General features: G+C 68.4%; 11 protein-coding genes. 8 read left to right on the top strand and 3 right to left on the bottom strand.

Translation table 11 applies throughout. The features are described from left to right. Positions 1-7 precede the first annotated feature (7 nt). The 5 genes from OC550_RS10310 to OC550_RS10290 all read left to right on the top strand — a co-directional run bounded on the left by OC550_RS10310 (position 8) and on the right by OC550_RS10290 (position 9,150). A complete protein-coding gene (locus OC550_RS10310; RefSeq protein ID WP_262105697.1) occupies positions 8-1,735 on the top strand; it encodes a glycerol-3-phosphate dehydrogenase/oxidase in 1,728 nt (575 codons plus the stop codon). Positions 1,736-1,787: 52 nt separating this feature from the next. Then, the gene (locus tag OC550_RS10305) at positions 1,788-2,648 is read left to right on the top strand and encodes an SURF1 family protein (RefSeq protein ID WP_262105696.1); all 861 of its coding nucleotides are present in this window, start codon (positions 1,788-1,790) and stop codon (positions 2,646-2,648) included. Then, a complete protein-coding gene (locus OC550_RS10300; protein ID WP_262105695.1) occupies positions 2,645-3,151 on the top strand; it encodes a DUF3817 domain-containing protein in 507 nt (168 codons plus the stop codon). Before OC550_RS10305 ends, OC550_RS10300 begins: the two co-directional genes overlap by 4 nt. A gap of 115 nt (positions 3,152-3,266) precedes the next feature. Beyond that, positions 3,267-4,856 carry a glutamine-hydrolyzing GMP synthase gene (guaA, locus tag OC550_RS10295; protein ID WP_262105694.1) on the top strand — a complete coding sequence of 530 codons (1,590 nt, stop codon included), beginning with the start codon at positions 3,267-3,269 and terminating at the stop codon, positions 4,854-4,856. Between the two features lie 169 nt (positions 4,857-5,025). Then, on the top strand, positions 5,026-9,150 hold the full coding sequence (locus tag OC550_RS10290; RefSeq protein ID WP_262105693.1) for a DUF4011 domain-containing protein: 4,125 nt from the start codon (positions 5,026-5,028) through the stop codon (positions 9,148-9,150). A 13-nt stretch (positions 9,151-9,163) separates the two neighbouring features. Here OC550_RS10290 and cpaB read toward each other — a convergent pair whose 3' ends face one another. The 3 genes from cpaB to OC550_RS10275 form a co-directional block, all read right to left on the bottom strand. Next, positions 9,164-9,823 (bottom strand): Flp pilus assembly protein CpaB, encoded by a 660-nt coding sequence (gene cpaB / locus OC550_RS10285; RefSeq protein ID WP_262105692.1) that lies wholly within the window; start codon positions 9,821-9,823, stop codon positions 9,164-9,166. A gap of 116 nt (positions 9,824-9,939) precedes the next feature. Then, the gene (locus tag OC550_RS10280; protein WP_262105691.1) at positions 9,940-10,248 is read right to left on the bottom strand and encodes an FmdB family zinc ribbon protein; all 309 of its coding nucleotides are present in this window, start codon (positions 10,246-10,248) and stop codon (positions 9,940-9,942) included. A gap of 81 nt (positions 10,249-10,329) precedes the next feature. Beyond that, positions 10,330-10,944: a 5-formyltetrahydrofolate cyclo-ligase gene (locus OC550_RS10275; RefSeq protein WP_262105690.1), complete on the bottom strand. Its 615-nt coding sequence runs from the start codon at positions 10,942-10,944 to the stop codon at positions 10,330-10,332. 98 nt (positions 10,945-11,042) lie between these two features. Here OC550_RS10275 and galU point away from each other — a divergent pair, with 98 nt between their 5' ends. The 3 genes from galU to OC550_RS10260 all read left to right on the top strand — a co-directional run bounded on the left by galU (position 11,043) and on the right by OC550_RS10260 (position 13,592). After that, the gene (gene galU / locus OC550_RS10270) at positions 11,043-11,945 is read left to right on the top strand and encodes a UTP--glucose-1-phosphate uridylyltransferase GalU (RefSeq protein WP_262105689.1); all 903 of its coding nucleotides are present in this window, start codon (positions 11,043-11,045) and stop codon (positions 11,943-11,945) included. Between the two features lie 17 nt (positions 11,946-11,962). Continuing rightward, entirely contained in the window at positions 11,963-12,589 is a 627-nt protein-coding gene (locus OC550_RS10265) for a GNAT family N-acetyltransferase (protein WP_262105688.1), read from the top strand. Between the two features lie 265 nt (positions 12,590-12,854). Beyond that, complete coding sequence (locus OC550_RS10260) at positions 12,855-13,592, top strand: hypothetical protein (RefSeq protein ID WP_262105687.1); 738 nt, start codon at positions 12,855-12,857, stop codon at positions 13,590-13,592. Positions 13,593-13,625: the final 33 nt, after the last annotated feature.

The following is a 13,625-nucleotide window of genomic DNA, read 5'->3' as shown; positions in this document are numbered from 1 at the left end:
CCTACTCGTGAGCACGCCCGCCGCCCTCAGCCCGGAGAGCCGCGGCGAGGCCCTGTCCGCGCTCCGGGCCACCGGAACCAGCGGTCGCGAACTCGATGTCCTGATCGTCGGTGGCGGCGTGGTCGGCGCCGGCGCCGCGCTGGATGCCGTCACGCGCGGCCTCGACGTCGGCATCGTCGAGGCGCGGGACTGGGCCTCGGGCACGTCTTCGCGCTCCTCCAAGCTGATCCATGGCGGACTGCGCTATCTGGAGATGCTGGATTTCGGGCTGGTCCGCGAGGCTCTGCAGGAGCGCGGCCTGCTGCTGCAGCGGATCGCGCCGCACCTGGTCAGGCCCGTCCCCTTCCTGTACCCGCTGACCAAACGCTTCGTCGAGCGCCCCTACGTCGCCGCCGGCGTCGCCCTTTACGACGCCCTCTCGATTGCCACCGGACAGGGCAGGGGAGTGCCCTTCCACAAGCACCTCTCCCGGCACGGGACCCTGCGGGCGGCCCCCAGCCTGAAGAAGGAGTCGCTGGTCGGCTCGATCCGCTACTACGACGCCCAGGTGGACGATGCCCGGCTGGTCGTGAACTTGGTCCGGACCGCGGCCGACTACGGCGCCCATGCGGCCAACCGGCTGAAGGTCATCAACTTCCTGCGCGAAGGCGAACGCGTCGTCGGCGCCCGCGTGCAGGACCAGGACGACGGCTCGGAGTTCGATATCCGCGCCCGGCAGATCGTCAACGCGACCGGGGTATGGACGGACGAGACGCAGGCCATGGTCACCGACCGCGGACAGCTGAAGGTCCGGGCCTCCAAGGGCATCCACCTGGTCGTCCCGCGCGACCGGTTCCAGTCCACGGTCGGCCTGATCCTGCGCACCGAGAAGTCCGTGCTCTTCGTCATCCCGTGGGGCCGGCACTGGATTATCGGCACCACGGACACCGAGTGGAGCCTGGACAAGGCCCATCCGGCGGCGACGGCGAAGGATATCGACTACCTGCTGGACCATGTAAACCAGGTGCTGACCACCCCGCTGACCCGCGAGGACGTCGAGGGGGTCTATGCCGGCCTGCGTCCGCTGCTGGCGGGGGAGAGCGATACGACGGCGAAGCTCTCGCGCGAGCACGTCGTGGCGCACCCGGTACCCGGCCTGGTGGTCGTCGCCGGCGGCAAGTACACCACCTACCGCGTGATGGCCAGGGATGCGGTGGACGAGGCGGTCCGGGCACTGGACGAACGCGTCCCGCCCAGCTGCACCGAGAGCGTGCCGCTGCTGGGCGCCCCGGGTTTCAAAGCTAAATGGAACAAGCGCAGCCGCCTTGCCTCACGGGCCGGCGTGCACGTGGCCCGGGTGGAGCACCTGCTCAACCGCTACGGCTCGCTCGCAGAAGAAGTCCTGGCGCTCATTGCCGCGGACCCGCAGCTGGCCGAGTCGCTGCCTGGAGCGGACGACTACCTCCGGGCCGAGGTTGTCTACGCTGTCACCCACGAGGGTGCGCGCCACGTCGACGACGTCCTGACCCGCCGCACCCGGATTTCGATCGAGGCCTGGGACCGCGGCGTGTCCGCGGCTCCCGTGGTGGCCGGGCTGATGGCGCCGCTGCTGGGCTGGCCGGACGAGCAACGGGACCGCGAGACGAAGTACTACCTGGCGCGCGTCGACGCCGAGCGGCTGAGCCAGGAGCAGCCCGATGACGCCGCCGCGGACACGGCCCGGATGGCCGTGGAGGACATCGTCCCGCTCGCCTGAGCCCAGGGGCGCGGATTCGGTTTTCTACAACGGGACGAAGTAGGGTTAATGGGTGTTGAAAACTGCCCTCAAGCCCCGCTGGATAGCGGCGCTGGTGCTGGCGCTGGCCGTCGCAACGGTCTTCGTGCTGCTGAGCCAGTGGCAGTTTTCCGCCTCCAAGAGCGAAGCCCCGCCGCCGACGTCGCAGACCGAAACGGTCCGGCCGCTGACTGAGGCCTTCAAGCCGGGCGCTCCCATGCTGGCCACCGAAGCGGACCAGATGGTGACCTTCGACGGCCGGTTCGAGCCGGAGCATCAGGTCCTTGTGCACGACCGCCTCTACGAGGGCGACAAGGGCTACTGGGTGGTGACCGGCTTTACGGTCGCGGACGCACCCAAGCTGGACGGCGAAGCGGTGATGATCCCCGTGGTCCGCGGCTGGGTCGCCGATCCGGCCGACGCGACCGCCGCGCCGGAAGGCGACGCGACCGTCGTCGGACGGCTGCTGCCCAGCGAAGCCCCCGAGGCCGAACACCCGGTCCCGGGCCAGGTGCCCACGTTGTCCGTGGCCCAGCTGATCAACCTGTGGGACGTGCCGTCCTACTCCGCGTTCGCGACCGCCACCGACCTGACCGTTGGCGGCGAGGACCTCGGCGACGGGACCGCGGGCACGCAGATGCGCGCCGTCGTCGTCGGCGCCCAGCCGCAGGAGACCCCGGTCAACTGGATGAACGTGTTCTACGCCGTCGAATGGGTCGTCTTCGCGGGCTTCGCCATCTTCCTTTGGTGGCGTCTGGTGGCCGATGACTACCGGCGCACGCTCGAGGACCAGGAATTCGCCGCCGCCGAGGCCCGGTACCAGGCCGGCCAGGACGTCGGCGGTACGCAGGACGGTGCACCGAACGGTGCGCCAAGGAACGAGGTATCCCCGTGACAGACAATCCCAACCCGCAGCCCCAGCAGACCGGCCAGCGCCCCGAACGGCCGGTCAAGCGCCGCTACGGCGGCACGCACGCGCAGATCCGCTCGGCCCTGACCTTCTACAAGGCGACCTCGTGGATCACCGGAGTGATGCTCCTGCTGCTCTGCGTCGAGATGGTGCTGCGCTACGGCTTCAACCTCTTCCTGTTCGCCGGCGGCACCAACACGGTGACGGGGGAGCCGTTCGGCTTCGGCTTCGCCCAGGCCGAGCCCGCCGCGGTGGACGGCGGGGTTAACCTCTCGATCGCCGTGCTGATCGCGCATGGCTGGCTGTACGTGCTCTACCTGATCGCCGACTTCCGGCTGTGGTCGCTGATGCGCTGGCCGTTCACGCGGTTCATCCTGATTGCGCTCGGCGGCGTGATTCCGCTGCTGTCGGTCATTCTGGAGAAGAAGGTCCACCGCGAGGTCGAAGAGGACCTGGCCGCCCATCCGGAGGCTGCCAAGCGCTACTGAGCCGGCGCGTAGGGCAAGGATGCTAACGACGGCGGTCGTCGCCCGCCGTCGTTAGCGTTTCCGCTGGCGGGCAGCCGATGTGCGCCCAGCTGCACGCGGCGACTATCCTAGGTGGGTGACTAATCCTCCCCCCGCCGCCACGGACCATCGGCCGGTACTCGTTGTTGACTATGGGGCCCAGTACGCGCAGCTGATCGCACGCCGCGTACGTGAGGCCAACGTGTATTCGGAAGTCGTCCCGCACACCTACACCACCGAGCAGCTGCTGGCTAAGAACCCGGCTGCCATCATCCTCTCCGGCGGGCCGTCCAGCGTCTACGCCGAAGGCGCCCCCGCGGTAGAGCCGCAGCTGTTCCAGGCCGGCGTTCCGGTCTTCGGGATCTGCTACGGGTTCCAGGCCATGGCGAACGCGCTGGGCGGCACGGTCGCGAAGACCGGGCTGCGCGAGTACGGCTCCACAAACGCCACGACGGTTGGCGCGGCCCGCTCCATCCTCGCCGGAATGCCGGAAACCCAGATCACCTGGATGAGCCACGGCGACTCGGTGCACGAGGCCCCGGAAGGCTTTGAAGTCCTGGCCAGTACGGCAGGCGCTCCGGTGGCTGCTTTCGCTAACGAAGAGAAGGCCCTCTACGGTGTCCAGTGGCATCCCGAGGTGAAGCATTCCGATCTCGGCCAGCAGGTCCTCGAGAACTTCCTGTTCAAGGGCGCCGGCATCACGCCGGATTGGACCACCGGGAACATCGTCGAGGAGCAGGTGGAACGCATCCGCGCCCAGGTCGGCAGCTCCCGCGTGATCTGCGGCCTGTCCGGCGGCGTTGATTCCGCCGTTGCGGCGGCGCTGGTCCAGCGTGCGGTCGGCGAACAGCTGACCTGTGTGTTCGTGGACCACGGGCTGCTCCGCGAGGGCGAGGCCGAGCAGGTGGAACGGGACTTCGTGGCAGCCACCGGCGTCAAGCTGTACGTGGCCAACGAGCAGGAGCGCTTCCTGAAGGCGCTGGCCGGCGTCAGCGATCCGGAGACCAAGCGCAAGATCATCGGCCGAGAATTCATCCGTGCCTTCGAAGAGGCTGAGCGTGCCATCATCTCTGAGGCTGCGGCCGAGGGCGAGAGCATCGAATTCCTGGTCCAGGGGACGCTGTACCCGGACGTCGTGGAATCCGGCGGCGGCGAAGGCGCGGCCAACATCAAGAGCCACCACAACGTCGGCGGCCTGCCCGAGGACCTGCGCTTCGAACTGGTGGAGCCGCTGCGCAACCTGTTCAAGGACGAGGTCCGCGCCGTCGGGGCCCAGCTGGGCCTGCCGGCCGAGATGGTCGGTCGCCAGCCGTTCCCTGGTCCCGGACTCGGCATCCGCATCGTCGGTGAGGTGAACGCCGAACGCCTCGAACTGCTGCGCAAGGCGGACGCTATCGCCCGTGCCGAACTGACGGCCGCCGGACTGGACAACGAGGTCTGGCAGATGCCGGTCGTGCTGCTGGCTGACGTCCGCAGCGTCGGCGTGCAGGGGGACGGCCGCACTTACGGCCACCCGATCGTGCTCCGGCCGGTCTCCAGCGAGGACGCGATGACAGCGGACTGGTCCCGCCTGCCATACGACCTGCTGGCCCGCATCTCCAACCGCATCACCAACGAAGTCGAGGGCGTCAACCGGGTCGTGCTGGATGTCACCAGCAAGCCGCCGGGAACCATCGAGTGGGAGTAGGCCTCCCGAGCGGGTGGCCGCAGCACGAACAGCGCTGGGTGCGTGAACCACGGGTAATTTGTCCCGGCCAGTGTTGCGGTCACTCGTTTCCGTCCCTGAATCGGATAGCTTGAGTGGCATGCCGATTTGGTCCAGGCTTGTGTCCCAAAGTGAAGAGAAGAAGGTAGCCGTGTCCCGCAACCGCGCTGTCGAAGCGGACGAGGATATCCTGACCCACTGGCTGCAGCAGTTGGGGCAGCACGCAGGAACGGACACTCTGCTGTACTACGCGCCGACCCCGGCCAACAGCATCGATCTGACCCATGCGCACCCGTCCGGCCTGGCGCAGTTGCTGACCGGCCGCCGCACCCGGATCTCCACGCTGCTGCGCGACCCGGCGCATTACGGCGCCGCCATGAAGACGGCACGCGCGCTCCGCGCCAAGATCTTCGAGCTCGGCAATGACCGCGGGATCGACGTGGGTTATCTGGCCGCAGGCACGGCCTCCTGGCGGGTCCCGGACGTTGGACGGTCCGAAGCGTTGTACGCCCCGGTGATGCTGATCCCCATCGCGCTGACGGTGCGGCCGAGCCAGGACGACTACGAACTGCAGCTGATGGACAAGGCCAAGCTCAACCCGGCGATGGCCCGGCACCTGCGGCACGAGCAGGGCATCGATATCGATCCCGAGTCCGTGGCCCGGCTCGCGTACAGCACGGCCCGCTTCGATCCGCACCCGGTGCTGGACCGGCTGCGTGCCCTGACCGAGGACGTCCGGAGCATGACGATCGAGCACCACCTGCTCGTCTCGACGTTTGCCGACGTTGCCCACACCGCCGCCCATGCCACGATCGAGCCGGACCATCCCGTGCTGAACGCCCTCATGGCCGCCGAGATGGACCCCGAAACCGAGGTGCACATCCCGGTGCCTGACACCGGCCTGCCGCCGCTGGATGAGCGGGCACCGCAGGACGAGTTCCTCGTGCTGGACGCCGACTCGGCCCAGCAGGATGTCCTGGACCTGGTACAGGAAGGCCACTCGCTGGTGGTCTCCGCCCCACCGGGCACCGGCCAGACCCAGACGGCCCTCAACGCGGCGGCGCTGCTTGCCTACGAGGGCAAATCCGTGCTGGTGGTCGCCGAGCGCAGGGCCACACTGAACCAGTTTGCCAAGCAGCTGGACGAGCTCAAGCTCGGCTCCATGGTGCTTCAGCTGAATCCGAACCTCACGGGACAGCAGCTCAAGGACCAGCTGGTCCGCGCCATCATCCGGAACGAAAAGGCCGCCGCTCCGCAGCTGGAGAAGCTGCACAGCACCCTGGCCGGTCACCGGCACCAGCTGCAGGACCACGTCAAGTCGCTGCACAACGTCCGCAAGCGCTGGAACTGTTCGCCCTACCAGGCCATGCAGTCGCTCGCCAAGCTGACCTCCCTCGATCCGGCTCCCGCCACCACGGTGCGGCTGAAGCGCTCCGTGCTGGACAGCATCACGGACCGCGCCGAGCTGACGGGGCGGCTGCACCGCGCAGCCGAACTGGGCAGCTTCAGCAAGGCGTCCACGACGAGCCCGTGGTTCGGTGCGAAGCTGCACAACAGGAAAGAAACCGAGGACGCCCACGAGCTGGCGGCCAGCCTCGCCCGCGACCTGCCGGAGCTTCGCAGCCAGATGGAGCGCGCGGCCGAGCATTCCAAGATCGCCCTCGGCGTGACCTTCCGCGAATGGGGCGAGCAGCTGCTGCTGCTGGTCTCCGTCCGCAGCAGCCTGGACAAGTTCACTCCGGATATTTTCGACCGGCCGGTCACGGACCTGATCTCGGCGACGGCATCCTCCGGCTGGAGGCGGGAACGCGGCATCGAGATGAGCTCGATGACCCGCTCCAGGCTTCGCCGGGTGGCCAAGGAATACGTGCGGCCGGGCGTCCATATCGCCGATCTCCACGAATCCCTGATCGAGGTCCAGGAACAGCGGACGCAGTGGACCGACTACGCGACCACGCAGCGCCATCCGTCCGTGCCCTCGGGACTGGCCGAACTGAACGGCTTCTACCTCGACGTGCGCCAGCGGCTCGGCAAGCTCGGCTCCGTCCTGGCCGAGCCGGCGGAGGGCGCCAGGCTGATGGACCTGGAACTGGGCGAACTCGCCAGCCACCTCGAGTCGCTGGCGGCGGACCGCGAGACGCTGGTGCATCTGCCTGAACGGACGCTGCTGCTTGAGCAGATGCGTGAGCAGGGGCTCGGCGAGCTGCTCGATGACCTGGCCGAACGCGAGGTTGGTGCGGCCGGCGTGGGATCGGAGCTGGATCTGGCCTGGTGGCAGTCCGCCCTGGAAGCCATGATCAGCGGCGACGACTACCTGGCCATGTCGGACGGCGACAACCTGCGAAAGCTCGAAGCGGTTTACCGCCTGGCCGACAATGCCCACATCGCCTCGGGTCCCGCAAGGCTGCGCTGGGAACTTGCACAGAACTGGCGCGACGCCATCAAGAGCAAGCCCAAGACGGCCGAACGGCTGCGCGAGCTGCTCAAGTCGGGGGAACCCACCCTCGCGGCCCTGAACGACCAGTCCGGCTCCCTGCTGACGGCCTTGATGCCGGTGTGGGCGGCCTCGCCCCTCGTGCTGCCCGCAGTATTGCCCGCCGGCCAGCGGTTCGACGCCGTGATCATCCTCGATGCCGAGGCGACCAGCCTGCAGTCGGCCGTTGGGGCCATCTGCCGGGCGCCGCAGATCATTGCCTTCGGCGACGGGCAGCTCGGTACCGCGGAACGGTTCGAAGTCAACGTGGACCGCCGCCAGGGGGCGGGCACCACGGAACAGCCGGAGCCGTTGATCAGCGCGTTCCATGCGCTGGAACGGGTCCTGCCGGTGCTTCCGCTGACCACGGCCTACCGCGCGGTGGACCTGGCCCTCGCCGAGTCCCTGAGCGACAGCTTCTACGGCGGTTCCCTGACCAGGCTGCCGTCGGCCGCCGAGATGACCGGCGGCGGAGGACTGACGGTCGAGTACCTGCCGGACGGTACGGGCCTGCCCGGGGCCGGCCATGAGGGGGTCGAAAGCGTCCCGGCCGAAATCAACCGCGTCGTCGACATGGTCTTCGAACATGCCCGGCTGCGGCCGGCGAGGTCTCTCGCCGTCGTCACCGTTACGTTGCGCCACGCCGCGCGGATCGGTGAAGCGATCCGGCTCCAGCTGCCTAACCATCCGGACGCGGCGGAGTTCTTCCAGAGGGCGGAGGAATCTTTCCGGGTGGTCCCGGTGGAACGTGCCTCCGGCCTGGTCCGCGACGACATCATTTTCTCCCTTGGCTACGGCAGGACGCCACATGGCCGTGCGGTGCACAACTTCGGGCCGCTGTCCGAGCCCGACGGCCGGAACCGGTTCGCGACGGCGATGACGCGCGCGCGGCACAACCTGCGTGTGCTCACCTGCTTCCGCCCCGAGGACCTCGATGCAGACCGCCTCAGCCACGGCGCGGCCGACTTCCTCGAGCTGATCAGCCGGGCATTGTTGCCCGGCTACGGCCAGAAACAGCGGTTCCCGGCCGGGATCGAAGATCCGCTGGTGGCAGACCTGGTGGAGCGCATTCGGAGCCATGGCGCCCGGGTGAAGGACCACTACCACGGTGTGCTGGACATCGTCGCGGCCGCCGATCCGGACCACGTCGCCAACGACCGGGATCCCGGGCTGCCCGTAGCGCTCGAGTCGGACGGCACTGAGCGATACTTGAATATGACCGTGCGCGAGCGCAGCCGCCTCCGTCCGCAGTTGCTCGAACGGTTGGGCTGGCGCCCCCTGACGCTGTGGACGATCGAGGTCTTCACGGATCCGAACCAGTGCGCCCGGCTGATCGGAGGATACTTGGGACTGAGGGAACCGGACGAGGCCAAGGCCGGACGCCACACTGCATCGGCGGCCTCGCACGATGACGAAGCGCCGCAGCGTCCGTTTGGCGCCGCCGGTAGGGACGAAGAAGCGAATTCGCACGGGACGGCGAAGGATGCTGCCGCGGCCCCCGGGAACGGGGCCGAGCCGGCACCCGAGGCTACATCCTCGGGCGCTGACGGTGCTGAAGGTGCTGAGGGTGCTGAGGGTGCGGACGGTGCGGACGGTGCTGACGGTGCTGCCGAGGGCGGCGACGACGCGGTCGAGGGAAGCAGCGACGAAGCGTCCGAGGAGCGGGAGATGCTGACCCGGAAGGCGCTGCGGGAACGCGCCATTCCGGCGAAGGCCGCCGAGGATGACCCCCGTTCATGGGGCGAGCGGGAGCCGGACCGGGACGCTTGGCTGAAGGAGCAGCGACCGCCGCACTGGGACTGAGCTCCGGCAGGCATTAGCCGACCAGGACCAGGAAGACCTTGCCGCGGCTGCTCGCGCTGGCCAGCGCGGCGGCTTCCGAGGGCGAGGCTGCGACCACGACGAGGCCGTCGCTTTCCTGCGGGCCGAGCAGGCCTTCGTCCGTCCCGGCCGTGTCCGCTTTCCACAGCACCGGGACGGCGTCAGCCAGGACCAGTGTTTCCTCCGGGTCCTCGTAACCGTTGCCCGTGCTGAGGACGATATCCACCAGCTGGCCGGGAGCCACCAGCTGGACGGTCGACTTGTCGGCCGGGCGCACCGGAACCGCCGCCGTGCCCGGCGGCGCCCCCGCCAGTAACCCCGGGCCGACAACCGACGTGTCCAGTACGGGGGAGCCCTCGCGCAGCGCCGTGGCAAGGCGCTGCCCGGCCAGCTGCATGGCGGAGGGGGAGGCTCCGGGGGGCACGGCGGCCGACGGCATCCTGGCGGCACGCAGATCGGACTCGGCCAAGACGGATCCTGCGGGAAGATCGGTGACCGCAATGACCACCGGCACGGTTGCTGCCGGCTCGGGCGTCAGGGCCTGCACGGCCAAGCCCGCGGCGGCACAGAAACAGGCCGCCGCGAGGAGGCGGTAGTGACGGCGGACGATGCGCCGCAAGAGACGGGCGATTCCTGCCGGAGAAGTACGCTGCATGGCGCCAGATTATTCGGGCGTTCTGCCTGCCAACAGGACAGCCGTCCCGCCTGTGGGCAAGCGGAACGGCTGTGGGGGGCTGTGGAGGAACAGCTGAACGGGAAGCTTCGCCGGGGTCAGCTGGCGGCGGCCGCCGGTGTTGCAGAGGCCGGCGCCTTGGCAGCCGTCGACGAGGAAGACGAAGCGTCCGAGCCGGAGCCGCTTTCATTCTTGGTCGAGGCGGCCGGCACCGTGCTGGTGCTCTTGGCGTCGCGCGAGTCCGTCCGGTAGAAGCCGGAGCCCTTGAAGACCACGCCCACGCTGTTGAACTTCTTGCGCAGTGTTCCCGAGCATTCCGGGCAGACGGTCAGTGAGTCATCGCTGAAGGACTGCTGGATATCGAATGCATGGCCGCAGTCTTTGCACGCATAGGCATAGGTAGGCACGGTGAATCCTCCTGAAAAAAATCTCGGTCCGGGACGCTCCGGGCGGCCAGCGCTGGCACTCGGAGATTCCGAGTGCCAATTCTACACCGTCTGCGGACCGAACCACCGCCACTTGTCCGTGGAAACCGCGCCTTCGAGAGGAGCATCCAGATTCGTCACTTCGAAGGTTCCGGCGGGCACGACTTCGTGGGGATAGAACACCCCGGCTTTCCGCGGCCTGGACGGCAGGGTCTCGAGGGCCGCAAGGAACCGGTCGTAGTACCCGCCGCCCTGGCCCATCCGGTTGCCGTCGCTATCCACGGCCAGACCGGGGATCAGGAGCAGGTCGACGTCGGCCATGACACTATTGGCCAGACGTTCTCCCACCGGTTCGTACACCCAGGCCCGCGGGCTGCGGACCAGTTCCACGCCGTCGTACCACCGCGTCCAGCTGAGCTGGTAACCCGGTTCGCAGACCGGCACGAGGACCCTGTACCCCGCCTTTTCCAGCGCCGGGAGGACCAGATCGGTGGAGGGCTCGGGGCCGGTGGAGAGGTAGGCGGCGACGGTCCGGCCCGGGGCGATCCCCAATGGCGCAAGGCCCTCCATGATGACGTCGCACAGGGCCCGGGCGGCTTCCCGCCGCTCCTGGTCGGTCATGCCGCGGCGCAGTTCGCGGAAATGCCGGCGGGCGGTTTCCTTGTCCATCGTGGTCATGGGTCGATCCTGCCACAGCCTGGAGAACGCGCGCCTGACGGGCCCCGGAATCGTCATAGTGGTGCTCTTTGTCAGGGCCCTTGGGTACGCTTAGGCTCATGAAGTCTCACCGCACTGTCCGTAAAGCCGTCATTCCAGCCGCCGGTCTCGGGACCCGCTTCCTGCCTGCCACCAAGGCCATGCCCAAGGAAATGCTGCCGGTGGTGGACAAGCCCGCCATCCAGTATGTGGTCGAAGAAGCCGTCCGGGCCGGGATCAACGATGTCCTGATGATCACCGGCCGCAACAAGCGCCCCCTGGAAGACCACTTTGACCGCGTGCCCTTCATTGAGCAGACGCTCGAAGCGAAGGGCGACCTGGACAAGCTCGCGGCCGTCCGGGAAGCCTCGGAGCTGGCTGACATCCATTACGTGCGCCAGGGCGACCCGAAGGGGCTGGGGCACGCCGTGCTGCGTTCACGGCAGCACGTCGGCGACGAGCCCTTCGCCGTGCTGCTCGGCGACGACCTGATTGACGAAAACGAAGCGTTGCTCAGCCGGATGATCGAGGTGCAGGAAAAGACCGGCGGTTCGGTAGTCGCGCTGCTGGAAGTCGAGCCGTCCGAAATCAGCGCCTACGGCTGCGCGGACGTGACCGCGGTCGACGGCGAAGACTTTGTCCGGATCAACAAGATGGTGGAGAAGCCCTCGGCGGAGGAAGCGCCCTCCAACCTGGCGGTGATCGGCCGCTACGTGCTGCACCCGGCGGTCTATGATGTCCTCGAAGAGACCGGCCCCGGCCGCGGCGGCGAAATCCAGCTGACCGACGCGCTGCAGACGCTGGCGGCATCCGAAGGAGAAGGCGGGGGGGTCTACGGTGTCGTTTTCCGCGGCCGCCGGTATGACACGGGCGACAAGCTCAGCTACCTGAAGGCCGTCGTCACCATTGCCTCGGACCGCGCGGACATCGGCGAGGACCTGCGCTCCTGGCTGAAGCAGTTCGTCGAGGGGTCGCAGCCCTAGGGCCGCAGGGTGCCGCAGTGGTGAGTTCTGCCATCTGGCCCGCGACGGTCGAATGCGGGGACCTGCTGCTGCGGCCCATTTACCACCGGGACAAGCGGGAGTGGCTGCAGCTGCGCCAGCGCAATGCCGCCTGGCTGGCTCCATGGGAGGCGTCCAATCCGCAGCCGGGCGGTCAGCTACCCGGTTTCGGGGAAATGGTGCGTTCGCTGAACCGGCAGGCAAAACTTGCGACGGCGCTGCCCTGGGTGATTGCCGAGCGCCGGGGGATCGCCCGCGAGCCGGTGATCGTCGGGCAGTTGACGGTTTCCAGCATCGTGTGGGGATCGGCGATGATGGCCACGCTCGGGTACTGGGTGGACCAGGGTTCGGCGGGCCGCGGAATCGCGCCGACGGCGGTGGCAATGGCAACGGACCACTGCTTCCGCGTGCTGGGGCTGCACCGGATGGAGATCAACATCCGGCCGGAGAACGCGGCCAGCCTGCGGGTGGTGGAAAAGCTCGGTTTCCGCGACGAGGGGCTGCGGCCAAGGTACCTTCACATCAACGGCGCCTGGGCGGACCACCGCAGCTTCGCGCTGACCACGGAAGAGGTCCCGGAAGGGCTCCTGACCCGCTGGCTCCGCGATGGCGGCCAGCAGCGCTGACCTGCTGATTTGCCCGCTTTCGACCCGTTTGGCCGACACACCGGAGGCAATGCCGCGCGGGGCATGTTTTGGCTCCTACGGTGTGAGAATGGACATTCAGAGCTCAGTCATTTTTGTGGCGATCGTGGGGCTCTGGCTTGTCTGGGTAGGGCCGTACCTGCTTCGTTTCCAATGCGCCGGCAGCCTCGCCGAAGCCGGCGGCCCGTCAATGACTTTTGAACCAGTGCCCGCAATCGCCACGGGAAGTGGCCCACAGGGGATCATCATGGAAAACACCGCCCATACCGGAAACACGCAACCTGCGCCGCTGCGCGGCAGCCACGCGCCTGCGGCTGCCGTCCGTCCGGCCGGTCCGGCGCCGTTGAAGATCCGCTATGGTCGTACCGCCCTGGCCCTGCTGGGAGCTGCGGCGCTCGTGACCCTGGTCGTCGGCGGCGGCCTGGCACTGTTCGGGGCCGTCTCCGGAAGCGTGCCGGGCTTTGCGCTGCTGACGGTGGCCGCCGTCGTCGTCGTCCTGCGTACGCTGGCCCGCAGGGACCGCCGCCGCAAAGCGGAAGCACGTGTGTCCCGCGCCTTCGAAGAAGCGATGGGCCCCGTGGTTCCGGACGAGGTGCCCGCCGCTCCACGCCGGGAGACTGTATTGTTCGATGCCGCGGAAGGGGCCGAGGAACCCGCAGCACCGGCGCCGCTGACGGCGGAGGAACTGCGCGCCGAAGCCCGGAAGGTCGCCGTGGAGGCGGAAGCCGCCCGACGCCCCGAACCGGAAGCAGGTACGCCGTGGCAGCCTGTGGAGGTTCCGAAGCCCACTTACACCCAGTCCGCCAAGGTGGCACGGCCGGCGCCGGAGCCGCTCCCGGTGCCGGAAGAGAAAAAGCCGACGGTGAAGACGCCGATCAAGCAGGCGGCCGTCGCGCCGAAGGTGGAACTGCCGGCTGCTGCGCCCCGCGAGGAGCGCGCCAACCGGCTCAACCTGGACGATGTCCTGCAGCGCCGGCGCGCCTGATTTCCATTTGCTTGCAGGGGCTTCCGTCCCTTC

This window comes from Arthrobacter sp. Marseille-P9274, from assembly GCF_946892675.1.
GTDB lineage: Bacteria > Actinomycetota > Actinomycetes > Actinomycetales > Micrococcaceae > Crystallibacter.
The sequence above is the reverse complement of the archived record's forward strand: the minus strand, read 5'-3'. Positions and strand labels throughout refer to the sequence as shown.